The following is a 26,990-nucleotide window of genomic DNA, read 5'->3' as shown; positions in this document are numbered from 1 at the left end:
GAGGAGACCGAGTATGTGTGGAATTGTAGGATATATTGGCGATAAACAGGCGACGCCAATACTTTTAGAAGGTTTGACAAAATTGGAGTATCGAGGCTATGATTCGGCAGGAATTGCCATTTTAAATGATGGCAATATAAATATAAAGAAAGCGAAGGGAAGATTAAACGTCCTAAAAGAGCTTGTTGAAAAAGATAATATGGTAGGGACAATAGGCATAGGACACACAAGGTGGGCTACGCATGGTGAACCATCTGATACAAACTCCCATCCTCATTTATCCCAATCAGGGCTAATTGCAGTAGTCCACAATGGCATAATTGAAAACTATCTTCCACTGAAGAAATGGCTGTTAGAGGAAGGTTATACCTTTAAGTCTGAGACTGATACAGAAGTTGTAGCAAATTTGCTGGAGTATTATTACAATGGCGATATAGTAGAGGCTGTGAAAAAAGTTTTAGACAGAATTGAAGGTTCTTATGCCTTAGGCGTTTTGTGCAAAAACAATCCCGATATGATTGTAGCTGCAAGAAAAGAAGCACCTCTTATAGTTGGAATAGGCAATGGTGAAAACTTTATTGCATCTGATATCCCAGCTATATTAAAACATACAAGAAGTGTATATTTTCTTGATGATCATGAGATTGCCATAATTAAAAAAGACAGCGTAGAGTTTATAGACATGTTTGGAAGGCAAGTAGAAAAATCGCTTTTTGAAGTAAAATGGGATGTAGAGGCGGCTGAAAAGGGCGGTTATGAACATTTCATGATAAAAGAAATTCACGAGCAGCCAAGTGCTATAAAAGATACATTAAGAGGCAGAATAATTGATGATTCAGAAATAGTTTTAGATGATGTGAAAATTACTAAAGAAGACCTTGAAAAGATAGATAAAATCTTTATTGTAGCCTGTGGAACAGCTTATCATGCGGGTGTTGTTGGGAAATACGTCATAGAAAATCTTGCGAGAATACCTGTTGAAGTAGATGTCGCTTCAGAATTTAGATATAGAAACCCCTTAGTAAATGAAAGAACTCTTACAATTGTAATAAGCCAGTCGGGGGAAACAGCAGATACCATTGCTGCATTAAAAGAAGCTAAGAAAAAAGGGTCAAGAGTTATAGCCATTACAAACGTCGTTGGAAGTTCTGTCTCCAGAGAAGCAGATGATGTACTATACACATGGGCAGGTCCTGAAATAGCTGTTGCTTCCACCAAAGCTTATACTACGCAACTTATAGCTCTCTATCTTGTAGCTATGGACCTTGCAATAAAAAGAGGGACAATAACTAAAACAAAGGTTATGGAACTTTGCACAGAATTAAAGAAACTTCCTGAAAAAGTTCAGTATTTACTTGACAACAAAGATGTAATACAAAAATTTGCCTCTGAACACTATAATGCAAAAGACGTATTTTACATTGGAAGAGGACTGGACTATGCTGTTGCTATGGAGGGTTCTTTAAAACTCAAAGAAATATCCTATATTCATTCAGAGGCTTATCCGGCTGGTGAATTAAAACACGGTACTTTGGCCCTTGTAGAAGAGGGAACACTTGTGATAGCTCTTGCAACACAAGATGACCTTTTTGAAAAGATGCTTAGTAATATAAAAGAAGTAAAAGCAAGAGGTGGTTTTTTAGTCGCCTTTGCAAAGCAGGGTAATTTGCAGCTTGAGGGCGTTGTAGATAAAGTAATATATATACCTGAAACGCTTAAAGAGCTTACTCCAGTATTGACAGTTGTGCCTTTGCAACTTTTAGCATATTATATGGCAGTAGAAAAAGGATGTGACGTAGATAAACCGCGTAATCTTGCAAAGTCAGTAACTGTAGAGTAATGGAGGTCAAAAGGCTGAAGAGTTGTGTATTTTTCATTTATACCTTTTCCCCATGCGAAAAAAGTGGTTCCGTTTGGGAAGGAGAAAGGGAAAAGGATTAAGGATTAAGTCTTTATAGAATAACAAAGGGATAAGTGGTAAAGCCTCGAAAAATTCGGGATTTACGCCACTTATCCCTTTTTTCCTTGATCCATAATCCTCTCCTACGGAACGACTTTTTTCAACTATTAATATTGCTACTTTTTCCTTCCTCAAGTATAATGAAGTTAAAAGGTTAAGACGCAGTAGTAATTGAAGTGAGACGTAAAAATAGTTAAGTGTAAAAATTGCATTGAGGGGATGTTGGATTATGTGGAAATTATTTGCAATATTATCAGCTTTGTTTGCTGCTTTGACTTCAATTCTTGCTAAAATTGGCATAAAAGGCGTGGATTCTAACTTGGCTACAGCTATTCGTACAACTGTTATTATATTTTTAGCGTGGGGTATTGTATTTACAACAGGGGGACAGTATGGAATTAAAAGTTTGACAAAACAAAATTGGATCTTTTTGATTCTCTCTGGACTGGCGACAGGTTTGTCCTGGTTATTTTATTATAAGGCAATATCTATAGGTGAAGTATCAAAGGTTGCACTTATTGATAAATCCAGCATCGTCCTAACTTTAACTTTATCTTTTTTTATCCTAAACGAGCAATTCACCGCAAAAACGTTAGTTGCAAGTGTACTTATTACTGCAGGTATATTTATGATGATATGGAAATAAATGTTGCATTTTTGATTTACTTTTTTATAATCCATGTTGACATGCCATTAAACAATTTGCTATTATAAAAAGCAAATCCAGAAAACAAAAAATGGAGGAGTCGTTATGGTTGTTTTGGAGATAAATACACCGACAAGGGAAGTTATGGTGGATATTACTGATATGGTAATGCAAGAAATTAAAAAATCTGGCGTTGTTGATGGCCTTTGTGTTATCTTTGTGCCCCATACAACAGCGGGAATTACAATAAACGAAAATGCAGATCCAACTGTAAGAGAAGATATAATGGCAGCCTTAGAAAAAATAATTCCTAATATGCGTTTTAAACACATGGAAGGCAATTCTGATGCCCACATCAAGGCGTCTCTTATGGGAAGTTCAGTAACTCTCATTATTGAAAATGGAAGGCCACTTTTAGGAACTTGGCAGGGTATTTATTTATGTGAGTTTGATGGTCCAAGGAGAAGAAGAGTGTATATTAAGTTTTTGAAGTGAGTTTATTCAAACCTGCACTCTTCTGGTTTTACGTTATACTCAAATTGAATAAAAGAAGGTGCCCTCATCTTCATGTTTTCAGACCATTCCATAAATCTCACTTTACATGTTAGCAAGGGTTTTAACCACTGCACATTTTTTTCTTTAAAGTTATAATAATTATCTGGGGCTTTTATCTCCTTGGCAACTTCATAGAATGCTTTTAATTCCTTCTGGGATAGGCCTGATTCACAACTTCCTATGTTTATTAAATTATTTTCCTCATCGTAAAGCCCCAGTATGAGGGCTGTTTTGTCAGTTCTGTACCCTATAATAACAGCATTTATTACAATAAAATGTTTTGACTTAAGCCAGAGTTTACTCCTTTTTCCTATTAAATATTTTGAATCTGCTTTTTTGGCAACAATTCCTTCAAGTCCTTTTTTCCCTGTCTCTTCAAAAAGCATTTTTCCATGTTCAAATATAAAATCTGATATTTTTATGATCTCGTTTTCTTTAACTGTTTTTCTAAGGATATCTTTTCTCTCTATAAGTGGCAATTCTACAAGAGATTTGCCGTTTAAATATAATATATCCCATGTTATGAAAATTACGGGCATTATCTTGCTTAAAAGATTTATTTTTACTAAATTTTGTTGATGCTTTCTCGACATAATGTTTTTGTAACTGGGCTTGCCGTTTTTTAAAACTACAAGTTCACCGTCAAGTATTGCTTCTTTTGCTTTTATTTGCTTATGAAGTAATGCTAAATCTGGAAACTGATGGGTTATATCAACAAGCCTTCTATCTTGAAGTCTTGTTTTATTTGAAATAAAAGCAATAGTCCTTGAACCATCCCATTTGACTTCATATATCCATTCGGGGCTATCAAAAGGGTCACTGCTGGATGCCAGCATAGGTGATATTTTTTCTTCTATCATAGACATATTCAATCTTCCTTTTATGCGCCTTTTCTTTTGCGTCCTTTTTTTGCTTTTTCTTCATTCTTTACAGATTCAATACTCGCTTTTAATGCACTTACTAAATCAAGAACATTATCGGCTTCAGGTGCTTTTTGGGGAATTTCTACATCTTTGTCCTGTATTTTTGACTCAATCATTTCAATTAACGCTTTTCTGTAACTATCATCATATTTTTCGGGTTTAAAATCGGAGGTCAAAGTATCAATAAGTTGTTTGGCCATTTTTATTTCATTTTCCTGTAAGCTGACTTCTCTTAAGGGAGGAAGCTGGTTTGCGTTTTTTATTTCATCAGGGAAATGCATTGTTTCCATGACCATGTATTTTTCATCATACACTCGTATGCATGCGAGGTTTTGCTTTGACCTAATTACCACTTTCGCTATTGCAACTCGCTTTGTTTCTTTCATAGAATCTCTTAAAAGTACATAAGGCTTTGTACCAATATCTTCAGGTACAATGAAATATGTTTTGTCATAATATATGGGGTCTATTTGTCCTATATCGGTAAAATCTACTATATCAATGGTTTTAACTGTTGGCATAGGTATCCTTTCCAAATCTTCATCATCTATAATGACAAATTTACCTGGTTCGTATTCATACCCTCGTACTATTTCCTCATCTGAAACGGGTCTATTACATACAGGGCATATTTTTTCATATTTTATGGGGGATTTACATTCTTTGTGAAGTTGCCTAAAATGTATGGCATGGTCTTCTGTAGCGGTATACAGTTTTATGGGGATACTTACAAGACCAAAACTTATTGCTCCTTTCCACATTGAGCGCATATTTAAATCACCTCATAATTAATATCCCCATTAAGAAACTTTTTATTTATAAAATCATATTTGTAAATTGGTATATATGGATATATATATTTGTTGAAATATGATGTTATATACAGTATAATATGGAGTTGAATGGGGGGATAAAATTGAAGAATATAAAAAAGATACTTTCATGGATTCTTATTATTGCTATTGTTGTATTGATACCTATATTTTCGTATGCAAGAAATCTTCCAAAATTCACTTTTGGGTCAAGGCTTTTATATAGCGGGACGTATGGAACTGATGTAGAAGAATTACAAGCTATGTTAAATAAAGCGGGATTTGATACAGGTACTGTTGATGGCATATTTGGTAAAATGACATTAAATGGAGTTTTAGACTTTCAAAGGTCCAAAAATCTTGTGCCAGATGGAATTGTAGGTCCTAAGACATATGCTGCTCTTGAAACTGTTTCCTGGGCTGACCCGATAGTTTACTCTGTCAAACCAGGTGACAACTTATACTTTATAGCAAAGCGCCATGGAACGAATGCCCAAAATATAATGGATGCAAATGGATTAAATGATGGGGATAGTTTATATGTTGGGCAAAAGATTTTAATTCCTCATCCGCCTGTTGAAGTACCGCAGCAATTGAACAATGCTACAAATTATCAAGAACTTAAAAATAACATTCAGGCATTAATATCTCAATATCCTGGTAAATACGGAGTTTACTTTATTGACTTAAATACAGGGCAAACTTTTGAAATAAACGGTTATGATTCGTTTATTGCGGCAAGCACTTATAAAGTACCTCTTAACTTTTACCTTTATACTCTTATAACCGATGGAAAAATAGACCCTAATATGAAAGTGCAATACACTCAAGCTGACTATGAAGGGGGTGCCGGTTCTATACAGGCAGACCCTGTTGGAAGTTATTATACTATAAGAGAGCTTTCAAGACGTTCGATTGAAGAGAGTGATAATATAGCATCAAATATGATTATGAGAGTTGTAGGGCGAGATAACTATATAAAATTCATGGAAAGCTTAGGAGCAAATGTAATACCTTATAACAGCAATGTTACTTCCCCAAGAGATATGAGTATGTATATGGAAAATCTCTTAAATTATGTGAAGGCTCATCCGGATACAGCTGGAGAATTGATGTATTATCTCAAAAATACCATATACAACGATAGAATATCATATACAATACCTGATGAAATAGAAGTAGCACACAAAATAGGCAACCTTTCAAATGTTGTAAATGACACTGCAATAGTTTTTCATCCCACAAAGCCTTATATCTTGACGGTCTTGGCAAACAATGTAGATGGGTCAGATGATTCTTATGCATATACTGTAATAAGGCAAATATCAAAGATGGTGTACGATTTCCAAAGCAGGTAAAAGTTTAAGCCGGAAAATTCCGGCTTAAACTTTTTTATAACATAAATACCAGTCAGTACAATTATATCCTTCAATGTTTTTAACTCTTTCTTTAAGTTCGGCATAAGTTTTTGGAGGTGGAACGATGACAGGCATACCCGGATACCAGTTGGCGGGTGCCAAAACCTTGTATTTATCTACTGTTTGCAGTGCATCAATAATTCGTATTATTTCTTGGATGTTTCTACCTATTTCGAGAGGATAATACAGTATAAGGCGAAGTATCTGTTTGTCATCAATTACAAATACAGCTCTAACAGTACTTGTAGAACTTTCTGCGGGGGATATCATTCCGTACAATTTTGCTATTTTCATATCTTTATCTTCTATTATAGGGAAAGGAATTTCTATACCAGTATTTTTGTATATATTTTGTACCCAAGCTAAATGGGAAGGATTACTGTCTATACTTAATCCTATCAATTGGACATTTCTTTCTACAAAACTGGTATAGACTTGTGTGAAAGCTATAAATTCAGTAGTGCAAACAGGCGTAAAATCTCCTGGATGTGAAAATAGTACAATCCATTTACCTCTATAATCTGATAATTTTATAGGTCCAAAAGTGCTATTGGCTTTGAAATCTGGGGCAGGTGCTCCTATTTGAGGAAGGCAAGTTCTTGGGATACTTTCTATTGCTTCTGTTTCCATAAAATCACCTCTTAGCTTTTACTTTTTTCAATACATTATATTCAAGGGATTATGTCAAGTGTTATAATTTTAAAGGTTAGAACAAAGCTTTATAAGCTATTATAAGTAAAATAACCCCGCTTATAATTGTGCCAAATTGTCCGATAGTAAAAGAGCCTATTCGTATATTAGCAACTTTTGTCCCGAATTGTACTCCTGCCCATACAGAAACAAGGCTTCCAATTGCTGTAGTGAAAGATATAGCAAAGGGAGAAAAGCCCAAAAGCCCTGCTCCTAATCCGTTTGTCAGGGCATTTGCCGAAAGGGCAATTCCTAAAAGAATTGCTTCTAATAGACTTATTTCTCCTGATTTATCTAAATCTACAATTTCAGGATTTTCTAAAATTCCCTTTATAGAAGTAGTTTTTGATGATACTTGTTGTGTGTTTTGTGAAGAAGATTTACGAGGGACAGCCAGTAAAATAATTCTAAGTCCGATTATAAACAGCAAAAAAGCTCCTACAAAAATAGGGAGTGACCCTGGAAGTATTGAATTTAACCATTTGCCAAAGACAATTCCAGATATGCTAAACAAAAAAGCGATTACTGCGATAATTGTATTACAAAAAAGGCTTATTCGTATATTTCGTATACCATAGGAAATGCCTACTCCAAAATTATCTATGCTTGATGATATTGCGAAACCAAGAATAATTAGCCATTTCATATGTTCACACTCCTCTCTATCCAGCCTCTATTTATAATACGCGTTAGATAGAGAAGGTGTGATTTTATTGAAAGAGTTTATTATGTAAGGTATAATTATATTGTAAAAATTTTCTGGAGGAAATTAGGTAAGGCGATATATATGATTGTATCTTATTGTAAAATATATCTGAGAGCAAATTGGGTTCATTCTTTAAAAGAAAAAAGAATGATTGTAAGAAGTATTGTAGGTAAAGTAAAAAGTCATTATAATGTTTCTATATGCGAAATAGAAAATCAAGATTTACACAAATCAATTGTCATAGGTTTTTCGGTGTGTGGCAGTGATGCTGTTTTAACAAATAAAATAGTTCAAGAGGTTGTAGACTATATTGAAGAAAATACAGATGCTTATATAGAAATGGATACAATAAATGTGTGACTCCAAATGAATATGCTCATTTGGAGCTTTTATTTTGTGATTTTTATCACAGATTCTTTTGAGTTTTTAGCTTATCATAATTTGTGGGCAAAAACTTAGAAAAAGGAGGAAGTAAAATGAGTATGTTTTGCTATCAATGTCAAGAAGCCTCTCAGGGCATAGGGTGTACAGTGAGAGGTGTATGCGGTAAGACATACGACGTTGCAAATCTGCAAGATTTGTTGATTTTTACATTAAAAGGCATATCTTTTTTAAATTTAAAAGCAAGAGAGGCAGGAGTAAATAAAGAGAAGACGGACAGATTCCTTTTTGAGGGATTATTTTCCACAATAACTAACGTTAATTTTGACAGAAACTTCTTTATTAACAAAATAAAAGAAGCTGTTGCATTAAGAGAAGAAATAAAAGAAGACCTCAAAAAGGCAGGAATTGAAGTAGACGAATCCTGTGAGGCAATAAACTGGGTTTATGATACAGATGAAGATATAGAAGCAATAGCAGCTGAAGTAGGAGTTTTATCTACGAAAGACGAAGATATAAGGTCCTTGAGAGAGCTTATCACTTATGGTGTAAAAGGTATGGCGGCTTATGCATATCACGCATATCAGCTGGGATACAAAGATGATAATATATTTAGGTTTATGGAAAAGGCTTTAGCTAAAGTTTTAGATGACAGCTTAACTGCTGATGATTATGTGGCTCTTGCACTCGAGGCAGGAAAATATGGTGTTGATACAATGGCGCTCCTTGACAAAGCAAATACCTCGACTTATGGCCATCCTGAGATAACAAAAGTTAATATCGGTGTGAGAAATAATCCTGGAATATTGATAAGCGGTCATGACTTGAAAGACTTAGAGCAATTGTTAGAGCAAACTGCTGGTACAGGGGTAGATGTTTATACACATGGAGAAATGCTTCCTGCTCATTATTATCCAGCTTTTAAGAAATATCCGCATTTTGTTGGTAATTATGGAAATGCATGGTGGCAGCAGGATAAGGAGTTTGAGCTATTTAACGGACCAATTTTAATGACTACAAACTGCCTTGTGCCTCCAAAGGATTCCTACAAGGATAGAGTTTACACTACAGGTGTTGTAGGCTTTGAGGGAGTAAAATACATTCCAGAAGGTCCCGACGGAAAGAAGGACTTTTCAGAAATAATTGAACATGCAAAGAGATGCAAGCCACCTGTGGAGATTGAAAGAGGGGAAATAATTGGTGGTTTTGCTCACAACCAAGTTTTAGAGCTGGCGGATAAAATTGTAGAAGCGGTAAAGACAGGAGCTATAAAGAGATTTTTCGTAATGGCAGGCTGTGACGGCAGAATGAAGAGCAGAACCTATTATACCGAATTTGCTAAAGCTCTTCCTAAAGATACAGTCATTTTAACTGCAGGTTGTGCAAAATACAGGTACAACAAGTTAAACCTTGGAGACATAAACGGAATTCCAAGAGTTTTAGACGCAGGACAGTGCAATGACTCTTACTCATTAGCTGTGATAGCCATGAAGCTTAAAGAAGTCTTTGGTTTAAATGACATAAACAAGCTTCCTATTTCTTACAACATTGCGTGGTATGAACAGAAGGCTGTTATAGTGCTTTTGGCACTTTTATACCTCGGAGTAAAAAATATTCATTTAGGACCTACGCTTCCTGCTTTCTTATCACCAAATGTCACAAAAGTATTAGTTGACAAATTTGGCATTGGTGGTATCACAAACGTAGAAGATGATATGAAAATGTTCATGGGTGAGTAAAGATTACGGCTGCAAAATGCAGCCGTAATCTTTTGTCACTATGATTAATAATTAATCATAATGGTTAAAATTATACTTTCTTTTCTTTTTTAATGAACTCTTCTAAATCAGTAGTATTCAAACTCACTTTTATGTATCCTTCTATATCTCTCTTTCTTTCCTCAGGCAATGTTTCAAAGGCTTTAAAAATTATTTTATCCTTTTCACTGATGCTTTCAAACTCTTCTCTCGATAAGTATTTTTCCTCTTCTTCTTTTACATATTCTATTTGTTGGCCAGTAAGAAGCCAATCTATTGAAACATTAAGGGCGTTTTTTAACTTTATCAAAGCATTGGAAGAAGGCATTGATTTGTTGTTTTCAAGGTCACTTAAATTTCCAACAGATAATCCTGTGAGTTTGCTCAAAGCTGTTATAGTCAAATTATTTTTTTTACGAGCATATTTTATGCGTTCGCCAATTGTATCCATAACACTCCTCCTTTGTTTTTTTCTGAATTACGATATTAGTATTGACATTTTCGTAATTCAGATATATATTTAAAATAGTTAATTTTTAATCATTATCTATTTTAACACAAATATTTTATTATTCCTACTGAATAAATATGCTAACTTTTGTTTGTAGGAAAAAACAAGGGGGTGCTTTGATGAAGAAAAGAAAGTTAACAGATTTTGGGAAATTAGTGAATGACAGATTGGCGGAACTGAATATGACACAAAAAGAATTGTCGCGATTGATAGGTACCAGTGAGCCATATTTAAGCATGATTTTACATGGTGAAAGGTCAGGGAAAAAATATATGGATAAAATAAAGGAGATATTAAAACTTTAAAAAAGAGTTTTCGTATTTTGTGAAATTTTTTTGATAGAAATTTTTTATAAATTTTTTTCGACAATTATAGTTCTAATATTGAACATAGACAGAATAATTTACAATTTTCGATATCGCAAAAAACACCAAATAGTTTTACATAGACTTGTTAAATGTTTGTTAAAGTAAAAAAAGTGTCTTTTCTGTCGATAAAAAATTTTCAAAAAAATAAAGGATTTTTTAGAAAAAAATAGAATATATTAATATGTATTGTAAGTTAATAATTAATCTTAAAAAATAAATTGGAGGGGATAGTAAGATGTATTACAGGAAAGTGAGCGAGTACATATCGACAAGGGAGGAAGAAAGGAGAAACATAACTACTCACTACACAGTGGTCATGTCAGAAATAAGTGTTTTTAACGGAAAAGAGGAAGTAAAATTGCCGTCGTATGGGATCAAAATTCTTCAAGAAATTTTTGATGGAGAAAAGGAGAAAATTGAAATAATAGAAGAAAAAGTGACAAATATAAGTCCTTACTTTGAAAAAGTGGACAAGCTAGCACAATTCTTTAAAGAAATGACGGTATCGCCTGTTCATCTGTATGAAGTAATTGACGATATGTGTGAAGATTATATAAGTGACTATGATAGACAAGCTAAATTGTGTAAGGTTGCTATTTAAGAAGGTGTCATGCCTTCTTTTATTTTTTTGAAGGATTTTGTGAATTAATAGAGAAATAATATAATGTAATTAGGATAATTGGAGGAACTGTATATATGGAACTGTTTGTGGGAACGGATATTGTAGAAGTTGAAAGGATAAAAAAAGCTTTTGATGCAAATTCTAAATTTTTGGAACGGTTATTTACTCAAAAAGAGATAGAGTATTTTAACAGTAAAAGGATGAAATTACCTCATATAGCGGGTTTTTTTTCAGCAAAAGAAAGCATATCAAAAGTCTTAGGAACAGGTATCAGTGGTTTTAGCTGGAAAGATATTGAAATATGTCACGATGAAAAAGGAGCCCCTGCCGTAATTTTAAAGGGGAAGGCTAAAAATATTGCAGACAAAAAGGGAATAAGGGATATAAAGCTGTCTATTTCTCATACGAAGACCTATGCTATAAGCTGTGCTATTGCTATTGGAGGTGAAAAAAATGATAGTGCTGACATCAAAACAGATGAGAGGAGTTGAAAAAATAGCTATAGAAAAAATAGGAATTCCTTCTATAGGTTTAATGGAGAATGCGGGAAGAGAAACAGCGCTAGAAGTGAAAAAGATTTTAGAGGAAGAGAATTTAAACTCTGTAATAGTTATATCTGGAAAGGGGAATAATGGTGGAGATGGCTATGTAGTGGCTAGAAATCTTCATAATTGGGGAGTCGATGTAAAAGTATTTTTAACTACAAGTTTAGGTGCTATTTCAGGGGATGCAAAAGTAAATTTAGATGCAATCCTAAATATGGGGATTTATGTAGCGGAAATTACTCAAAGAGAACATCTAAAATTTTTGGAAAAAACTATTAAAGACAGCGATGTGATTGTGGACGCAATTTACGGAATTGGGCTTAAAGGAGAAATAAGCGGCATAACAAAAGAGATTATAGAAATGATAAACCAAGCCAATAAAATTGTGGTATCTGTCGATATTCCTTCTGGATTAAATGCTGATACAGGTAAAGTAGAAGGATGCGCTGTTAGGGCTACTAAAACAGTTACTATGCAATTTCTAAAGCCAGGCTTATTAGTGTATCCGGGTGCCGATTATGCAGGAGAAGTTCGTGTTGCTGAAATAGGGATTCCTTACCGGTTAGCAGCAGAGGTAGGTTATAATTATAACCTTGTGACTTCAGAGGATGTAAAGCTTCCAAAAAGGCATGGAAATACTCATAAAGGAGATTATGGTAAAGCTTTGATTATAGCTGGTTCTAAAAATATGACAGGAGCAGCATATTTGAGTGCTAAAAGCGCTATTAAGGCAGGTTGCGGATTGGTGAAATTAGCAGTTCCCCAAAGTGTGCAATCAGTAATTCAGGGGGGACTTTATGAGGTTATAACCTATGGATTAGAGGAACAAAATGGTATTTTATCCCATAATGCTTTAAGTAGTGTACTAGAGTTAATAGAGGAAAGTGATGTTATTGCTATAGGACCAGGATTGACTCATGATAGAGATATTTCACAATTGGTATATGACATTGTAAAAAATACGGATAAGCCTGTAGTTTTAGATGCTGATGCTCTCAATGCTTTGGTAGGAAGATTGGAAGTTATACAAGGTAAAAAAATTATTCTAACTCCCCATTATGGGGAAATGTCAAGATTGACAGGCCTAGAGATTGATGAGATTAAGAATAATCTTTTTGAAGTAGCAAAAACTTTTATTGATAGGTACAAAGTGACACTTGTACTTAAAGGTGCTAAAACTGTAATAGCGACAAAAGAAGGAAGCATATATATAAATAGCACAGGCAATCCCGGGATGGCAACTGCTGGTAGTGGAGATGTTTTGACAGGAATGATTACAGCTTTTTTGGCTCAAGGGTTTAGCGAAGAAAAAGCGGCAATTTATGGGGTATTTTATCATGGGAAGGCAGGAGATATTGCTAAAGAATATGTGGGAGAGTATGGAATGACAGCGATGGATATCCTTGAGAACATTCCAGAGGCTCTTAAATGTGGTTTGTAAGAGGGTGAGAGTTGTTGAAAAAGAGCTTTTTTGTAATTGTTTTTGTGCTTATATTTCTTCTTTCAGGGTGTGGAGTAAAAACAAAAAAAGTTAAAGATCCTTTTATTTCTATTAAAGAACAATTAGATAAATTAGAAAGTTATACTGCCACAGCAATTGTAGAGCTTTATAACAACAAGATAGATAACAAATTTGCAGTTGTGCAATTTTACAAAAAAGGTAAATTTCGATTAGAAGTTTTAAAAGAAAATGGGAGTCCGGATAAAATTATTGTATATGACGGCAAAAGAAGTTATGTGTATTTTGCAAAGGTGAATCAAGTTTTTGTAGCAGAAAATACAGAAGAGATTCCTTTGTATTCGATGATTACTTCTTTTATAAAAAACTATATTAATTCAGGTGGAGAGATAGAAAAAAGAGAGATGGATAAATTTTATTTAATAACAGTTCCTATTTTGGATAAAAATATTTTCATGTACAAAGAACAAATGGCTTTTTCTAAAGAGGATTTGACACCTAAAGAATTGACAATTTTTGATATTAATAATGAAATTTTTTCAAAAATTACTTATAAGGATTATAAATATAACCCTGAGATAAATGACAAGTTGTTTACTAAGGATAGCGTAACGACGTTAGCGGGAAATCTTTTAGATTCTCCAGTAATAGAAATAGATGCAAAAGAGGTTTATAAATATTGCGGCATAAATCCTGTAATGCCTGTGTATTTACCACAAGGCTTTAAACTTTTAAATGTATTAGTGAATGTTAATAAAAATAATGGAGTTACTTTTGTGTATACTTCGGGTGGGGATTTGATAGAAATTTTTGAAACTGTAGTTGACCAAAACGAAATAGTTAATGAAAAAGGATTTCTTTTGAGTGAAGGAGTGTATTATAAAGAAAAAGACAATGGGGAAAAGGAATATACTACGATGGTAAATGGTATGCAAGTAAAAATTACAGTAACCGGGGATTTGAATGAAGAGGAGATACTTAAAGTGATAAAATCCTTGAGGTGAAAAACAAGGGGGATTTTTAATGTTTGATAATATAAGGCCAACAAGAGCAGAAATATATTTGGATAATATAGTGCATAATTTGAGTGAAGTAAAGCGATGGGTGGGCAAGAAAGTAAAAATAATGGGGGTAGTGAAAGCCAATGCTTATGGTCATGGAGCTTGTCAAGTAGCAAAGGTTTTAATAGAAAATGGGGTTTCTTATTTGGCAGTAGCTACAATAGAAGAGGCGTTAGAATTAAGGGAATGCGGAATTAATATTCCCATACTCGTTATTGGATATACTCCTTTAACTCAGGCCAAAGAATTAATTGTGCACAATATAACTCAAACTGTTTTTGATATAAACTATGTTAAAGACTTAGAAAGAATTGCCTTAAATGTGGGTAAGAAGGCTAAAGTTCATGTAAAAATTGATACAGGTATGGGACGGATAGGATATACAGATTTAAAGGTAGCTGAAAAAGAGATAGAAAAAATGATGGAAATGGAAGGGGTAGAAGTAGAAGGCATATTTAGTCATTTTGCTACTTCTGATGAAAAAAATAAAACATATGCTGAAAAACAGTTTGATGTGTTCAAAAAATTGTTGGAAAGGTTAAAAGAAAAAAGGATAAATATTCCTTTAAAGCATATAGCTAACAGTGGAGCAATTATTGACCTTAAATATACTTATTTAGACATGGTAAGGCCAGGAATAGTTTTATACGGCAGTTATCCTTCAGAAGAAGTCGAAAGACCATTGGATTTAAAACAAACTATGGGCTTTAAAACTAAAATAGTGCATATAAAAGAGGTACCTGAAGGTACTTCCATTAGTTATGGAAGGACATTTATAACTAAAAGAAAAAGCAAAATTGCCACATTGCCTGTAGGATATGCTGATGGTTTTAATAGATTACTCTCTAATAATCATCATGTCTTAGTAAAAGGGAAATATGCTCCTGTAATTGGGAGAATTTGTATGGACCAAACGATGATAGATGTCACCGATATAGAAGGAGTAGAACTAGGTGATGATGTAGTTATTTTTGGAAATCAAGAGGGAGAAAAAATAACAGCGGATGAGATTGCTAAAAAATTAAATACTATACCTTATGAAGTATATTGTGGAATATCTAGAAGGGTGCCTCGAATATATATTTACAAAGGAGAGGTAGTTGAAGTAAAAAATTAATTAAAAATTTGACTTTTATAGTATAAAATTTACAAATGATTGACATCATTATATATAGTAATATATAATAAATTATATAAGTGCGTAAGGAGGTCCTAAAAGTGGGCGAAACAAAGCGAATACTTGTGAGCTTACCTCAGAGTTTATTAGAAGAGGTCGACGTTCTTGCCGCTATGGAAAACAGAAATCGCAGTGAATTTATAAGAGAAGCGATGAAATTATATATACGCGAGAGGAAAAAAGTTCAAATACGCGAGAGCATGAAAAAAGGATATCTCGAGATGGCAGCAATCAACAGTGAACTTGCGGAAATGGGCCTAACCGCAGAAAACGAATGTTTTACAGGATATGAAATGAAATTGAAAAAGTGTGATTGACTATGGTGATAAAGAGAGGAGATATCTTTTATGCCGATTTAAGCCCTGTAATAGGCTCTGAACAGGGTGGAATTCGGCCTGTACTTATAATTCAAAATGATATTGGTAATAAATATAGTCCAACAGTAATAGTAGCGGCAATTACATCTCAGATCAACAAAGCCAAATTGCCCACTCATGTTGAAATAAATGGGGCAGAATATGGACTTAACAAAGATTCTGTAGTATTGTTAGAACAAATCAGAACTATTGACAAAAAACGTTTAAGAGAAAAAATTGGCCATTTTGACCAGGAAATGATGGAGAAAGTCAATGAAGCTTTGCAAATAAGTTTAGGGTTGATTGATTTTTAAGGACTTATTTTAAGATAAGTTCTTATTTTTTGTTGAAATATCATTTATTTTTTTATAAAATAGAGGTGGAAGAGGGGAATTATAGGAGGAAGAACAAATGAAAAAAGCTTATGCGCTTATACTGGTTTTTGTTGTGATTTTAGTGGCTTTGAGTGTTGGTTATGCTGATCAAAATCCTGAACCAGGAAGTCAGCAAGACCCCCTTGTCAGCAAAAGCTATGTTGATTCGCAATATAATCAGGTAAAAGCTTATGTTGATGATAAGCTAAAAGAGGCAAAGACAGGGGCAAGCTATGAAGTAGTTGAACTAAATGCAGGAGAGGTTTTGACAATGGAGGGCGGTACCCAAGCGATAGTTAGAATTGCAAATTCAGCAGTAATTGTTACAAAAACTGATGGAGTAGCGGACCTTACTGCAGGTACAAATTTGAAAGATAATGACCTTATACCTGCTAATCACCTTTTGCTTTTTCCACGCTCTGATGGCAGAGGCATAAAAGCGACAAAACACACATACATAGTTGTGATGGGGAAATATACAAAAAATTAACAGCGCTTTGCGCTGTTTTTTTATGCTCTAAAGAAATTTTTGTGATATAATATGAGTAGTTACCCACCTTAAATGTCGATGTGTTACAAAAGCGAATACAAAGGAGAGATTAATTTGAAGCTAAGAAAAATACTTGTAATATTTATTGCTATTTCTTTAGTAGTATCTATTTTCGTAGACATAAACAGAATAAGAGTAGAAAACAACTATGATACAGTAGAAATTGTAGGAGATTTAAAAAGCTTCAAATACCTTGCTTCTGCAACAGGCAAAGATTTGGTTTCTGTACTTTCTGACATGAAATCAGCTGGTCTTATAGGTGTTGCTGTAAATGAGGTTACTCTTGAAAGCCTTCAACAGTCTGGTAAAATTTCTTTGAGCCTTTTAAAAGACGTAGGGAATCTTTATTTGTTGTCTTCAAACTTAGGGAATGTAGCATTGGAAGACTACTTAAAGAGTCTTACAGATAAGGAAAGGGAGCAGTATGGAAACTACATAGTTGTTACAACAAAAGATGTAAAGATATTCAATTTTCTTAAAGAGGCTTTAACAAGAAGAGTACCTGAAGACGAATTAAAAGTGCTTGAAAAGAGAGGTAGCTATGCCTTTGTTATCAATAAACCCAAAGATGCTTTTATAACAAAGGGGTTGGGATTTGATGAAAGCGATTTAGAACTGGTAAAGTCTTTAGGCTTTGATGTGATACCGCGAATTGAGAATTTTACTGGGATAAAGGATAAAGATATAAAAGACTATGTTGATATATTGAAGAAATTTGATGTAAAAACTGTAATTTTTAATGGTACTGATGTCTTAGGAAATCCGGAAAAAATATCTTATGCTGCTTCTTTATTTAAGAAAAATGGCATAAACGTAGGAATTATAGATGTGCCTATGGGGAAAAAACTTCAAGATGGAATGAATAAATTTGCTAAGTTCGATGATTATAGGGGGATAAAAGTCTTTGGAGTTTCAGAAGCAGAAACTCAAAAATACGATACTTCTGAAATAGTAAATAGATGGTACAGAGGAATAATAGAGCGAAATGTGAGAATTATTTATATGAGAGCAAAAATAGATAATTCCAAAAGTGCAGCTTACAACATACAACAAAATCAATCTATGATTGAAGATATGACAAAATACATAAAAAAAGCTGGATTAAAAGCTGGCATTGCAAAATCTCTTCAACAACTTCACCAGTCAAAACTTACAGAAATACTTATAAGTTTGGGAGTTATCGCTGGTGGCTTGTTGCTTTTACAGATGTTAGGAATTGGAGAATATGTGTTAATTTTATTAGGATTGTTGGGTGCTATACTGACTTCTTTAGTGTTAGTAAGCAGATTTAACGATTTAGGTGTCAAAGTAGTAGCATTAGCTTCTTCTATAATTTTTCCTTCTCTTGGGATAGGATATTTTATAGACAAAACGAAAGAAATATTGGAGAAAAAGCAAAATATCAGCTTCACATATACCTCACTAAAAATATTTATTAATTCACTATTGATTTCTTTTATAGGGGCTCTTAGTATAGCGGCTATAATGGCTGACAGTAAATATATGTTAAAAATTGACTATTTTAGGGGTGTAAAAGTTTCTTTTGTACTACCTTTAGTGTTTTATGTTTTGTATTATATTATAAAGATATACAATGCTAATCACTGGAAGACTTTTATGGAGAGAATAAAGGAATTTTTAAATATAGATATAAAAGTATGGCATTTAGTAGCTATTGCTATAGCAGGGATTATCGGAATTATATACATTTCAAGGACGGGCAATGAACCTATTGTTAAGCCGACAGAGTTAGAGCTTAAATTTAGAGATTTCCTTGAACACACTCTTGTAGCAAGACCTCGGACGAAGGAATTTTTAATAGGTGACCCTGCGATTATATTGGGAATTTATGCTGCTTTTAAACGCTCAAAAGCGTGGACATTTATTATGGGGATATTTGCTTCGATAGGTATATTGTCGATTGTCAATACTTTTAGCCATATCGAAAGCGTGCTTACGATTGCGATAGAGCGCACGGTAATTGCATGGGTATTGGGGGCTTTAATTGGCATGATTGCTGTATTTATAGTGGACAAGATCTTAAAAAATATAAAAAGGGAGTATTGATATGAAAACAGTCATATCCGGCTATTACGGATTTGATAATATTGGGGATGAAGCTGTTCTAAAATGTCTGGTAGAAGGTTTAAAAGAAAGAGGTATAACAGATATAACAGTTCTTTCTAATAAACCTGATGAAACTTCTAAAAAGTACAACGTAAAAGCAGTAAATAGGAACTCTTTCAAAGAAATATACAAAGCGCTAAAACAGTCAGATGTACTGTTAAGTGGCGGTGGGAGTCTTATACAAGATAAGACCAGTAGTAAGAGTTTGTGGTATTATCTCGGAATAATGCTTATGGGGAAATTCCTTAGGAAAAAAGTGTATGTTATGGGACAAGGTATTGGTCCAGTTGATAAAAAGTTTAACAGATGGCTTACTGCAAGAATTTTAAATAAAGTTGACGGAATAGCTGTAAGAGACGAATTATCCAAAGAGTATTTGAAACAGCTAAATGTAAAAAAAGATGTGGTAGTAGCGGCAGACCTTGTATTAAATTTTTCTGGTGGTAATAATAGAGAAATTTTTGGCAAAATCCTCGAAAAAGAAGGGATTGATTTAAATTCTGCAGAATATGTTCTGATTTGCACGAGAGAATGGGGAAATTCTGAATTATCAAGGGTTGAGTTGGCAAGGGCTGCAGATTTTATTGCGCAGGATTATGGATATAAGATTGTTTTTCTTCCTTTTTATCATGAGGATATAGAAGAGAGCGATAGGGTTGCTACTTATATGAAAATGCCTTATGAAATTTTAACTGGAAAATACGAAATAGAAGAGATATTGAGTATTATTAGAAGCAGCAGCTTATTAATAGGTGTAAGACTGCATTCTTTGATTTTTGCGTTTATATCCTTAGTTCCATTTGTTGGTATATCTTATGACCCTAAGGTGGAGGGTTTTCTAAAATCCATTGGTGAAAGCAGCGCAGGAGACATTAATTCTTTTACTGCCGACGACATTTTAAATAAAGTAAGTTCAATTTTACAGCGAAAAGAAGAGTATATAAATGATATGTCTAAGCATTTAGATGAGTTAAAAGAAAAAGCAAAAAAGAATTTTGATATATTATTTGAACATAATAAATTTGAGGTGTGAAGATGGAAAGATTAGATATATTTGGAGTGCCAATAGATCGGGTGACGATGAGACAAGCAGTAGAGATTTTAAACAATTTTTTACAAGAAGACAGACTGCACATTGTTGCAACACCTAATGCGGAAATTGTAATGATGGCGCAAAAGGATAAAGAATATATGGAAATATTAAATAATACTGACTTAAATGTTCCAGATGGAAACGGCATTGTTTTTGCTTCAAAAGTTTTTAAAAAGCCGATGCCTGAAAGAGTAGCAGGTTTTGACCTCATGATGGAATTTATAAAAGATATATCTTCTAAAAATATAAAGATTTATCTATTGGGGGCTGCTCCTCAAATTGCAGAACAAGCTCGTGTTAATTTGGAAAAGCTATATCCGAGTGCTAAAATAGTGGGAACTCATCATGGCTATTTTACTCAAGAGGAAGAAAATAAAATCATAGAAGAGATAAATAATAAGGGTGCAGAAGTTCTTTTTGTGGCTTTAGGTGCTCCTAAACAAGAGAAATGGATATATAAAAACAGAGACAAATTAAAAGTAAAAATAGCAATGGGGGTAGGAGGAAGTTTTGATGTAATAGCTGGAAAAGTTAAGAGAGCACCTTACATTTATAGAAAATTAGGCTTAGAGTGGCTATACAGGTTAATTAAAGAGCCTTGGAGATATAAAAGGATGATGGCACTTCCTAAATTTGCTCTTAAAGTTTTGCTACACAAAGGAAAAGTTGACATGCGATAAGGGGATGTATTATGAAAGTTTCACTTAAGAAAATAATAATAGACTTTTTCTGGGTTACGATAGGTACATTACTTGTTAGTTTGTCTCTTGACCTATTTTTGGCACCTAACAAAATTGCTCCTGGTGGAGTAAGTGGACTTGCAGTTGTTCTACAACATTTGTTTGGATGGCCAATAGGAGCAGTTACCTTGGCAATAAATATTCCGCTTTTTATCATCTCGACTAAAGCTTTAGGAACAGGTTTTGGAGCTAAAACACTTTATTCAACTATTTTATTAGGTGTTTCTATTGATGCATTGGCTTTTTTAAAACCTCTTACCCATGATACAATATTGGCGGCAGTATATGGTGGTATAATAATGGGTGTAGGGCTAGGTATTGTGATAAAATATGGAGCAACAACTGGTGGAACAGACATGGCTGCTATGACTTTGCATAAATACATACACTTTTTAAGTGTGGGCAGAATACTGCTTATAATAGACTTTGTAATAATAACTTTAGCAGGCATAGTTTTTAGCCCGGAACTTGCCCTTTATGCTTTAGCTACTGAATTTATTTCTATCAAAGTTATTGACCTCATACAAGAAGGTAGTGGCGATGAGAGAATTGCTATAATTATTTCTGATAGGTATGAGGAAATTAGTAAATCAATATTGGAGGAAATGGAAAGGGGGGTAACAGAACTAAAAGGAAGAGGGGGTTATTCAAAAAAGGACAAAAATGTTTTGTTGTGTGTTGTAACTCGTAGAGAAGTTACAACCTTAAGAAGCCTTGTGAAAAGAATAGACCCCAACGCTTTCGTGATATTATCAACAGCCCATGAAGTTTTAGGAGAAGGATTTAAAAACATGTGAAATGGAGGTATTGGTATGGACAAAGAATTTTTAAAGCAAAAGGCAAAAGAAGTGAGAATAGACATCATAAACATGTTGGCAGAAGCAGGATCTGGCCATCCTGGGGGGTCATTATCCTGTGCAGATATTTTAACCCTGCTTTATTTTGATAAAATGAATGTAAAGCCTGACAATCCCAAATGGGAAGATAGGGATAGACTTGTGCTTTCAAAAGGTCATGCAGCTCCTGCACTGTATGCTGTATTAGCTGAAAAAGGGTTTTTCCCAAAAGAAGAGTTAAAAACTTTAAGAAAGCTTGGCTCAATACTTCAAGGGCATCCCGATATGAAATCCACACCGGGACTTGATATGACCACAGGGTCATTAGGGCAAGGACTTTCTGCTGCAAATGGAATGGCATTAGCAGGTAAATTAGATAAAAAGGGCTATAGAGTCTATGTAATATTAGGAGATGGAGAATTACAAGAAGGGCAAATATGGGAAGCAGCTATGACAGCAGCCCATTACAAACTCGACAACTTGACTGCAATACTTGACTTTAACGGCTTACAAATAGATGGCCCAAACAGAGAAGTAAAAAACATAGAACCAGTAAATGAAAAATTCAAAGCTTTTGGATGGCACGTAATAGAAATAGACGGCCACGACTTTGACCAAATAGACAAAGCCATAGAAGAAGCAAAAGCTACAAAAGGAAAACCAACATTGATAATAGCTCATACAATAAAAGGAAAAGGCGTATCCTTTATGGAAAATCAAGTAGGATGGCATGGCAGTGCGCCTAATGAAGAACAAAGACAAAAAGCTATACAAGAACTTGAAGGGAGTGGAGTATAAATGGCTATGGCGACAAGAGAAGCCTATGGGAAAGCCTTAGTAGAATTAGGCGCAAAAAACAAAGATGTAGTGGTATTAGACGCTGACCTATCAAAATCTACAAAGACAGCGGACTTTCAAAAAGTATATCCAGATAGATTTTTTAACATGGGAATATCAGAGCAAGACATGATGGTAACAGCAGCTGGCCTTGCCACCTGTGGGAAAATTCCTTTTGCCAGCACTTTTGCCATATTTGCAACAGGAAGAGCTTATGAGCAAGTGAGAAACTCCATAGGTTATCCACACTTAAACGTAAAAATAGCAGCTACCCATGCTGGCATAACAGTAGGAGAAGACGGGGCGACACACCAATCAATAGAGGATATATCCCTTATGAGAGGAATACCTGGGATGGTGGTAATAAACCCAGCCGATGCAGAAGAGACGAGACAAGCCATATTTGCGGCTGCAGAACACTATGGACCAGTATACATAAGATTGGGGAGGATGGCAGTACCAGATATACACGATCAAAACTACAAATTTGAATTAGGAAAAGGTGAAGTAATAAGAGAAGGGAAAGACGTAGCGATAATAGCGACAGGGATAATGGTAGCCATAGCGATTGAAGCAGCAGATAAACTAAAAGAAGAGGGAATAGAAGCGACAGTGGTGAACATCCACACCATAAAGCCGATAGACAAAGATTTAATAGTAGAAGTAGCTAAAAAGACGGGCAAAGTTATAACAGCAGAAGAGCACAGCATAATAGGTGGGCTTGGTTCGGCGGTAGCAGAGGTTCTTTCAGAGGAATATCCAGTGAAGATAAAGAGAATTGGAATAAGAGATGAGTTTGGACAATCCGGTTCACCTAAAGAGCTTTTAAAACATTATGGTTTGACAGCGGAGGATATTGTAAAAGCAGCTAAGTCATTTTAAAAAATGCCAGGTTTGCGTTATCTGAACTCCAAATGAGGCAGGTCTTATAAACAAAGGCCTGCCTCATTGTATATATGTAAACAATGTAAAACTAAACTGTAATAATAGATAGGGTGCATGATGCATTATACGAATGAACCTTAAATACCTTTATCGTAATCTTCGCCATATCTACGTGCCAAAATGCCTTTTAAGCGTTGGACTTCTTTCTCTAACTCTTTTATACGCTTGTTTTTTGCAGCGATAAGGACATCTTTGCTTGCATCCGTCATCTCCCGTTTTACTTGCTTTAGAGAAGGTAGTCCTTCTTGCTGTTTTCGGAGTGTATCAATACGGTCATAATGGTTATCATAAAGGTATTTTTTTGAAACATTGGCTCTTTCAGCAACACTATTAAAGTTAATCTTCTCTTTTTCCTTCAAAAGTTGCTGTATGGCTTTATCAACTCTTTCCTGACATTCTTCCGACTTCTTTTCTCTGGCTTTAGCAAGACCTTCAGTATTTCGCTTATGGTCACTTGTCATTGTTTCTTTCCTCCCCGATATACTCACGACCTTTTTTACCTGCTTTATGGTGTATCTTTCCTTCCTTTAGTACCTTTAAAATCTCTTCATAACGCTTTAAAAGGCTCATATTCTTCTCAACCCATACAGTACGTCCTTGTGCTTTACCACGTTCAATAAGGGCCTTTGTCTCCTGTATTTCAAGTTCATACTGTGGTATAAAATCTGGAGTGGTACAAAGGTTTCTACAGGTAAGGCAAGGATTTAATTGTGTATGACATTCCTGCTTTTTAGGCTTCATGCAATACCCAAGAGGCATTCTCACAGCATCAAGATTGTGTCGGATGTACTCCCATTCAATTACATCCTTATTCTGTATGTCAGAAATATTAATTTTTTTGATTTTACCTGATTCGTCAATCTTGAATAGCCCCTGTTTTGTTGCTTCTTCCCATGATTTGCGCATGGTTGTATCAAGAATTTTAGCATAACAGAGTGTCATTTCAGGGGAAGCATGAGCCATCCACTTCTGAACATGCAAGATGTTCATTCCGTTATTGATTAATTCAACTCCTTTGGTATGGCGAAAAGCATGGTTGCCAAAGTGAAATACATTACCTTGGTCATCAGTAATATTTTGATTTTTAGAAAGACGATTAAGTGCCTGTTGTATTAAATATCCTTGAGGGCAACGGCCTTTTCTTTTTCCATCAAACCTGACAAACAATAGATGATTGGGATTGTTGTCATCTGTACTTTTTTCTTTGACTTCATCAACTACTGCTTGTACAACTGCATAGACTTCATCGGTAATTGGTATACGATGGTTTAAAATCTGTGTTTTTAGAATATCTCCACAAAGATACCAACCTTGGGAAGTACGGTCTAAACAAGTATCATAACGCAAATTAAGAATATCCGATATTCGCCAGCCACTGGCTCTTAATAGAAAAACAATTGGGATGTATTCAGAAGGTGTTAAATGCTCCAGATTATCTTCCAACTGTTGAAGAACTCTTTCAGGAATATATTTAATATCATTTTCGGGCTTTTGAGGTTTTCTTGGAATATCCTCTTTGAATAATAAACATACAGATGGTAATTCAGGTGCTTCTGGATACATAGCACGTTGAATATAATCAAGGAAGATTCGTAAGGAAATTAGATATTCAATGTGCCTTTTTTTCCAACCAATTGTATATTCTCTATACCAGGATAAATAGTTCTCCATATGTTTTCGTGTCAGCATAGTTAAGTTTTTCCATGTAGGCTCTTGAGCATGAATGTATTTTGTAAATAGGCGTAGAGCCATAATGTCTGCTTCGCATTGTCCCTGTGAATTGTTGGTTGTTCTAAATTTTATAAATTTTTTAACTAATTCTCGAAATTCTACTGGTATATCTGAAAAATTGAGGTAATAATTAGATTTATTTTCTGTTATCTTTGCTCCAGGTATCTTTCGGCAATCCCAAATATCCTTTTCATATTCATCACGAGTATCATAAAGATTGGTAAAGAAAGAATATAATTGGTTAAAAACCGTCTCGTATTGCTTATTTGAAATTTCTCCGTCATCATTTATACTCATACCCTTGTCAACAAGAAAAGAACGCCATTGTAACAGAGCCTTGTCATATGTAATATCTACAATACTGGCTATGTGAGGATAATATTCATTAAGAAATTCAGCAAAACGGTTTAATGCAATACCATATGCAACAACGGTAATGAGCCTAATTTCCTTTTCCTGCAATCGGTAAGCATACATATACTTAACTTCATTTTTGATTGAAGAGCTAAAGGATGAAAAGTCAATAGTTTTATTGGATAAACTCCACTTTGCAGGGCGTAAGTCATCAAAAAAGGAATCTCTAATATCCCAAACATCATTACCCCAATAACCACTCAATAACTTCCTAATTTCTTGCTTTTTTTCTACTGTTGGTTTAACTTGATATGCAACACTCACTTTTTATCATTCTCCTTGGTTTTATTTTTTAACTTCATACGTTTTTCAGCCTGTTCCCAGTCTTTACGCATTTCTTCTTCGTCTGGATGTGAATATATCTGCATAGGTGTTTGAACATTCGACCATCCGCCACGTTGCTTAATCTTTTCAAATCCCCAACCTTGCTTCCGAAGTGTATCAAAATGACTGTGACGAAACATATGGGGAGTTACATATATGCCCGTTTTTTCACGTAACCTTTTAAATAGTGAAGCCACATCAGGATATTCCATAGGTTGATACTTGTTTTTTCCTGAAAGTTTAATAAAGACATGGTTTGTATCTACTTCATCAGTGTGATACTCTGCAACATAGTCCATATACAGGTTCATTAGGTCAGCAGATACATCTATCCTTCTTGGACTGCAAACTGTTTTAATATCAGCAAGGTTAGGCAATTCACCCCTGTCTTTAAGGTCAATCTTCCTTGCATCAATGATGAAATCCTCAAGCCATAAGGATAAACACTCACCTATACGGAATCCACTTTCCCAGAGCAGTTGTATAAGGAACTTGTCCCTCAAATTAGAACAAGCATCTATCAATATAGCGATTTTCTCTTTTGAAATGGTTTTTGGGCGTTTTTTTGGGACTTTAACCTTTAAAATTTTCGTATTGTAATCCCTGTTCTTGTTAATATGATATAAGAAATCCTTAAATTCTCTCCGAGAACCTGGTATCTGCTTTTTAAGCCTTTGAGATAATTGTATAGAATAATCATCAATCTTCATTAGATAGTCATAAAACTCAATAACACTTGATATGTAGGCATTAACAGTATTTGCTTGTAAAACATCTTGCGAAGGCTTTATTGATGATACTTTTACATTCCTATGTGGTGTTTGTAGCCATCTCATGAACTCTGCCATATCGTCTATGCTTATATCACGATAATCTCTGTCTTTTTGTTGAAGAAACTCAAAAAACTCCTTCAAATGATAACAGTATGCACGAAGAGTGTTCCTTGCTTTTCCAGCATTATCTTTAAATTTTAAAAACCTATACACTGACTCTACTGGCTCACCGTCATCATCAACAAGCAAGTATCGCTTCTGTCCTCCTAGTATAACTATTTCCTCCACTCTCAAGGGAA

The 26,990-nt window shown here is 34.5% G+C and carries 29 protein-coding genes; 21 read left to right on the top strand and 8 right to left on the bottom strand.

The genetic code is table 11. The annotated features are described in order from the left end of the window. Nucleotides 1-13: 13 nt before the first annotated feature. From glmS to EB239_RS13200, 3 genes are all read left to right on the top strand, one after another. Nucleotides 14-1,840, top strand: a complete 1,827-nt coding sequence (gene glmS, locus EB239_RS13210) for a glutamine--fructose-6-phosphate transaminase (isomerizing) (RefSeq protein ID WP_003870038.1) — start codon at nucleotides 14-16, stop codon at nucleotides 1,838-1,840. A gap of 349 nt (nucleotides 1,841-2,189) precedes the next feature. Next, nucleotides 2,190-2,606 (top strand): EamA family transporter, encoded by a 417-nt coding sequence (locus tag EB239_RS13205; RefSeq protein WP_003870037.1) that lies wholly within the window; start codon nucleotides 2,190-2,192, stop codon nucleotides 2,604-2,606. A 105-nt stretch (nucleotides 2,607-2,711) separates the two neighbouring features. Then, nucleotides 2,712-3,101, top strand: a complete 390-nt coding sequence (locus EB239_RS13200; protein ID WP_003870036.1) for a secondary thiamine-phosphate synthase enzyme YjbQ — start codon at nucleotides 2,712-2,714, stop codon at nucleotides 3,099-3,101. A 2-nt stretch (nucleotides 3,102-3,103) separates the two neighbouring features. On the opposite strand, the gene ligD is transcribed toward EB239_RS13200, so the two are convergent. Together ligD and ku are read right to left on the bottom strand one after the other, a co-directional pair. Continuing rightward, a complete protein-coding gene (gene ligD, locus EB239_RS13195) occupies nucleotides 3,104-4,027 on the bottom strand; it encodes a non-homologous end-joining DNA ligase (protein ID WP_003870035.1) in 924 nt (307 codons plus the stop codon). Nucleotides 4,028-4,041: 14 nt separating this feature from the next. Further along, complete coding sequence (gene ku / locus EB239_RS13190; protein WP_003870034.1) at nucleotides 4,042-4,854, bottom strand: non-homologous end joining protein Ku; 813 nt, start codon at nucleotides 4,852-4,854, stop codon at nucleotides 4,042-4,044. A 122-nt stretch (nucleotides 4,855-4,976) separates the two neighbouring features. On the opposite strand from ku, the gene EB239_RS13185 reads away from it, so the two are divergent. Then, nucleotides 4,977-6,254: a serine hydrolase gene (locus EB239_RS13185; RefSeq protein ID WP_033426665.1), complete on the top strand. Its 1,278-nt coding sequence runs from the start codon at nucleotides 4,977-4,979 to the stop codon at nucleotides 6,252-6,254. A 24-nt stretch (nucleotides 6,255-6,278) separates the two neighbouring features. On the opposite strand, the gene EB239_RS13180 is transcribed toward EB239_RS13185, so the two are convergent. After that, complete coding sequence (locus EB239_RS13180; protein ID WP_003870032.1) at nucleotides 6,279-6,944, bottom strand: peroxiredoxin; 666 nt, start codon at nucleotides 6,942-6,944, stop codon at nucleotides 6,279-6,281. A 76-nt stretch (nucleotides 6,945-7,020) separates the two neighbouring features. After that, nucleotides 7,021-7,674, bottom strand: a complete 654-nt coding sequence (gene ytaF / locus EB239_RS13175) for a sporulation membrane protein YtaF (RefSeq protein WP_323053819.1) — start codon at nucleotides 7,672-7,674, stop codon at nucleotides 7,021-7,023. A gap of 117 nt (nucleotides 7,675-7,791) precedes the next feature. Between ytaF and EB239_RS13170 the strand changes: the two genes are divergently transcribed. Continuing rightward, entirely contained in the window at nucleotides 7,792-8,070 is a 279-nt protein-coding gene (locus EB239_RS13170) for a DUF503 domain-containing protein (RefSeq protein ID WP_003870030.1), read from the top strand. Nucleotides 8,071-8,186: 116 nt separating this feature from the next. Continuing rightward, complete coding sequence (gene hcp / locus EB239_RS13165) at nucleotides 8,187-9,830, top strand: hydroxylamine reductase (RefSeq protein ID WP_003870029.1); 1,644 nt, start codon at nucleotides 8,187-8,189, stop codon at nucleotides 9,828-9,830. Nucleotides 9,831-9,900: 70 nt separating this feature from the next. On the opposite strand, the gene EB239_RS13160 is transcribed toward hcp, so the two are convergent. Further along, nucleotides 9,901-10,299 carry a helix-turn-helix domain-containing protein gene (locus tag EB239_RS13160; protein WP_003870028.1) on the bottom strand — a complete coding sequence of 133 codons (399 nt, stop codon included), beginning with the start codon at nucleotides 10,297-10,299 and terminating at the stop codon, nucleotides 9,901-9,903. Nucleotides 10,300-10,478: 179 nt separating this feature from the next. On the opposite strand from EB239_RS13160, the gene EB239_RS13155 reads away from it, so the two are divergent. The 15 genes from EB239_RS13155 to EB239_RS13085 all read left to right on the top strand — a co-directional run bounded on the left by EB239_RS13155 (nucleotide 10,479) and on the right by EB239_RS13085 (nucleotide 23,386). Further along, nucleotides 10,479-10,664: a helix-turn-helix domain-containing protein gene (locus EB239_RS13155; RefSeq protein WP_003867465.1), complete on the top strand. Its 186-nt coding sequence runs from the start codon at nucleotides 10,479-10,481 to the stop codon at nucleotides 10,662-10,664. A gap of 298 nt (nucleotides 10,665-10,962) precedes the next feature. After that, nucleotides 10,963-11,328 carry a DUF6514 family protein gene (locus tag EB239_RS13150; protein WP_003867466.1) on the top strand — a complete coding sequence of 122 codons (366 nt, stop codon included), beginning with the start codon at nucleotides 10,963-10,965 and terminating at the stop codon, nucleotides 11,326-11,328. Nucleotides 11,329-11,423: 95 nt separating this feature from the next. Continuing rightward, nucleotides 11,424-11,840 (top strand): holo-ACP synthase, encoded by a 417-nt coding sequence (acpS, locus tag EB239_RS13145; RefSeq protein WP_003870027.1) that lies wholly within the window; start codon nucleotides 11,424-11,426, stop codon nucleotides 11,838-11,840. Continuing rightward, nucleotides 11,803-13,335: an NAD(P)H-hydrate dehydratase gene (locus EB239_RS13140; RefSeq protein WP_003870026.1), complete on the top strand. Its 1,533-nt coding sequence runs from the start codon at nucleotides 11,803-11,805 to the stop codon at nucleotides 13,333-13,335. The genes acpS and EB239_RS13140 overlap by 38 nt, the downstream gene beginning before the upstream one ends. Before the next feature lie 11 nt (nucleotides 13,336-13,346). Beyond that, nucleotides 13,347-14,357 carry a LolA family protein gene (locus EB239_RS13135; protein ID WP_003870025.1) on the top strand — a complete coding sequence of 337 codons (1,011 nt, stop codon included), beginning with the start codon at nucleotides 13,347-13,349 and terminating at the stop codon, nucleotides 14,355-14,357. Nucleotides 14,358-14,376: 19 nt separating this feature from the next. Then, entirely contained in the window at nucleotides 14,377-15,531 is a 1,155-nt protein-coding gene (gene alr / locus EB239_RS13130; protein WP_003870024.1) for an alanine racemase, read from the top strand. Nucleotides 15,532-15,632: 101 nt separating this feature from the next. After that, nucleotides 15,633-15,908 (top strand): CopG family ribbon-helix-helix protein, encoded by a 276-nt coding sequence (locus EB239_RS13125; protein ID WP_003870023.1) that lies wholly within the window; start codon nucleotides 15,633-15,635, stop codon nucleotides 15,906-15,908. A gap of 2 nt (nucleotides 15,909-15,910) precedes the next feature. After that, the gene (locus EB239_RS13120; RefSeq protein ID WP_003867472.1) at nucleotides 15,911-16,261 is read left to right on the top strand and encodes a type II toxin-antitoxin system PemK/MazF family toxin; all 351 of its coding nucleotides are present in this window, start codon (nucleotides 15,911-15,913) and stop codon (nucleotides 16,259-16,261) included. A gap of 97 nt (nucleotides 16,262-16,358) precedes the next feature. Then, a complete protein-coding gene (locus EB239_RS13115) occupies nucleotides 16,359-16,811 on the top strand; it encodes a hypothetical protein (RefSeq protein WP_003870021.1) in 453 nt (150 codons plus the stop codon). 114 nt (nucleotides 16,812-16,925) lie between these two features. Next, on the top strand, nucleotides 16,926-18,938 hold the full coding sequence (locus tag EB239_RS13110; protein WP_019907959.1) for a DUF5693 family protein: 2,013 nt from the start codon (nucleotides 16,926-16,928) through the stop codon (nucleotides 18,936-18,938). Between the two features lies 1 nt (nucleotide 18,939). Then, nucleotides 18,940-20,031, top strand: a complete 1,092-nt coding sequence (csaB, locus tag EB239_RS13105; protein WP_003870019.1) for a polysaccharide pyruvyl transferase CsaB — start codon at nucleotides 18,940-18,942, stop codon at nucleotides 20,029-20,031. A 2-nt stretch (nucleotides 20,032-20,033) separates the two neighbouring features. After that, on the top strand, nucleotides 20,034-20,771 hold the full coding sequence (locus EB239_RS13100) for a WecB/TagA/CpsF family glycosyltransferase (RefSeq protein ID WP_003870018.1): 738 nt from the start codon (nucleotides 20,034-20,036) through the stop codon (nucleotides 20,769-20,771). A gap of 11 nt (nucleotides 20,772-20,782) precedes the next feature. Beyond that, complete coding sequence (locus EB239_RS13095; protein WP_003870017.1) at nucleotides 20,783-21,628, top strand: YitT family protein; 846 nt, start codon at nucleotides 20,783-20,785, stop codon at nucleotides 21,626-21,628. A 15-nt stretch (nucleotides 21,629-21,643) separates the two neighbouring features. Then, complete coding sequence (locus tag EB239_RS13090) at nucleotides 21,644-22,465, top strand: transketolase (RefSeq protein ID WP_003870016.1); 822 nt, start codon at nucleotides 21,644-21,646, stop codon at nucleotides 22,463-22,465. Beyond that, nucleotides 22,466-23,386, top strand: coding sequence for a transketolase family protein (locus tag EB239_RS13085; RefSeq protein ID WP_003870015.1), 921 nt, complete (start codon nucleotides 22,466-22,468; stop codon nucleotides 23,384-23,386). It abuts the gene before it with no gap. A gap of 140 nt (nucleotides 23,387-23,526) precedes the next feature. On the opposite strand, the gene EB239_RS15140 is transcribed toward EB239_RS13085, so the two are convergent. Genes EB239_RS15140 through EB239_RS13070 form a run of 3 tightly spaced genes read right to left on the bottom strand, consistent with a single transcriptional unit; the run spans nucleotide 23,527 to nucleotide 26,979 of the window. Beyond that, nucleotides 23,527-23,910: a DUF6262 family protein gene (locus EB239_RS15140; protein WP_003870889.1), complete on the bottom strand. Its 384-nt coding sequence runs from the start codon at nucleotides 23,908-23,910 to the stop codon at nucleotides 23,527-23,529. After that, nucleotides 23,900-25,858, bottom strand: coding sequence for a tyrosine-type recombinase/integrase (locus EB239_RS13075; RefSeq protein ID WP_129545155.1), 1,959 nt, complete (start codon nucleotides 25,856-25,858; stop codon nucleotides 23,900-23,902). Before EB239_RS13075 ends, EB239_RS15140 begins: the two co-directional genes overlap by 11 nt. Then, nucleotides 25,855-26,979 carry a tyrosine-type recombinase/integrase gene (locus tag EB239_RS13070; protein ID WP_318261371.1) on the bottom strand — a complete coding sequence of 375 codons (1,125 nt, stop codon included), beginning with the start codon at nucleotides 26,977-26,979 and terminating at the stop codon, nucleotides 25,855-25,857. The genes EB239_RS13075 and EB239_RS13070 overlap by 4 nt, the downstream gene beginning before the upstream one ends. Nucleotides 26,980-26,990: the final 11 nt, after the last annotated feature.

Source organism: Thermoanaerobacter ethanolicus JW 200 (genome assembly GCF_003722315.1).
GTDB lineage: Bacteria > Bacillota > Thermoanaerobacteria > Thermoanaerobacterales > Thermoanaerobacteraceae > Thermoanaerobacter > Thermoanaerobacter ethanolicus.
Note: the sequence above shows the minus strand (reverse complement) of the source record. Positions and strands in the feature narration are given on the sequence as shown.

Coding starts and splice junctions, on each gene's coding strand:
- glmS (WP_003870038.1), top strand. CDS start 14: ATGTGTGGAATTGTAGGATATATTGGCGATAAACAGGCGACGCCAATA.
- EB239_RS13205 (WP_003870037.1), top strand. CDS start 2,190: ATGTGGAAATTATTTGCAATATTATCAGCTTTGTTTGCTGCTTTGACT.
- EB239_RS13200 (WP_003870036.1), top strand. CDS start 2,712: ATGGTTGTTTTGGAGATAAATACACCGACAAGGGAAGTTATGGTGGAT.
- ligD (WP_003870035.1), bottom strand. CDS start 4,027: ATGTCTATGATAGAAGAAAAAATATCACCTATGCTGGCATCCAGCAGT.
- ku (WP_003870034.1), bottom strand. CDS start 4,854: ATGCGCTCAATGTGGAAAGGAGCAATAAGTTTTGGTCTTGTAAGTATC.
- EB239_RS13185 (WP_033426665.1), top strand. CDS start 4,977: ATGGAGTTGAATGGGGGGATAAAATTGAAGAATATAAAAAAGATACTT.
- EB239_RS13180 (WP_003870032.1), bottom strand. CDS start 6,944: ATGGAAACAGAAGCAATAGAAAGTATCCCAAGAACTTGCCTTCCTCAA.
- EB239_RS13170 (WP_003870030.1), top strand. CDS start 7,792: ATGATTGTATCTTATTGTAAAATATATCTGAGAGCAAATTGGGTTCAT.
- hcp (WP_003870029.1), top strand. CDS start 8,187: ATGAGTATGTTTTGCTATCAATGTCAAGAAGCCTCTCAGGGCATAGGG.
- EB239_RS13160 (WP_003870028.1), bottom strand. CDS start 10,299: ATGGATACAATTGGCGAACGCATAAAATATGCTCGTAAAAAAAATAAT.
- EB239_RS13155 (WP_003867465.1), top strand. CDS start 10,479: ATGAAGAAAAGAAAGTTAACAGATTTTGGGAAATTAGTGAATGACAGA.
- EB239_RS13150 (WP_003867466.1), top strand. CDS start 10,963: ATGTATTACAGGAAAGTGAGCGAGTACATATCGACAAGGGAGGAAGAA.
- acpS (WP_003870027.1), top strand. CDS start 11,424: ATGGAACTGTTTGTGGGAACGGATATTGTAGAAGTTGAAAGGATAAAA.
- EB239_RS13140 (WP_003870026.1), top strand. CDS start 11,803: ATGATAGTGCTGACATCAAAACAGATGAGAGGAGTTGAAAAAATAGCT.
- alr (WP_003870024.1), top strand. CDS start 14,377: ATGTTTGATAATATAAGGCCAACAAGAGCAGAAATATATTTGGATAAT.
- EB239_RS13120 (WP_003867472.1), top strand. CDS start 15,911: ATGGTGATAAAGAGAGGAGATATCTTTTATGCCGATTTAAGCCCTGTA.
- EB239_RS13115 (WP_003870021.1), top strand. CDS start 16,359: ATGAAAAAAGCTTATGCGCTTATACTGGTTTTTGTTGTGATTTTAGTG.
- csaB (WP_003870019.1), top strand. CDS start 18,940: ATGAAAACAGTCATATCCGGCTATTACGGATTTGATAATATTGGGGAT.
- EB239_RS13100 (WP_003870018.1), top strand. CDS start 20,034: ATGGAAAGATTAGATATATTTGGAGTGCCAATAGATCGGGTGACGATG.
- EB239_RS13095 (WP_003870017.1), top strand. CDS start 20,783: ATGAAAGTTTCACTTAAGAAAATAATAATAGACTTTTTCTGGGTTACG.
- EB239_RS13090 (WP_003870016.1), top strand. CDS start 21,644: ATGGACAAAGAATTTTTAAAGCAAAAGGCAAAAGAAGTGAGAATAGAC.
- EB239_RS13085 (WP_003870015.1), top strand. CDS start 22,466: ATGGCTATGGCGACAAGAGAAGCCTATGGGAAAGCCTTAGTAGAATTA.
- EB239_RS15140 (WP_003870889.1), bottom strand. CDS start 23,910: ATGACAAGTGACCATAAGCGAAATACTGAAGGTCTTGCTAAAGCCAGA.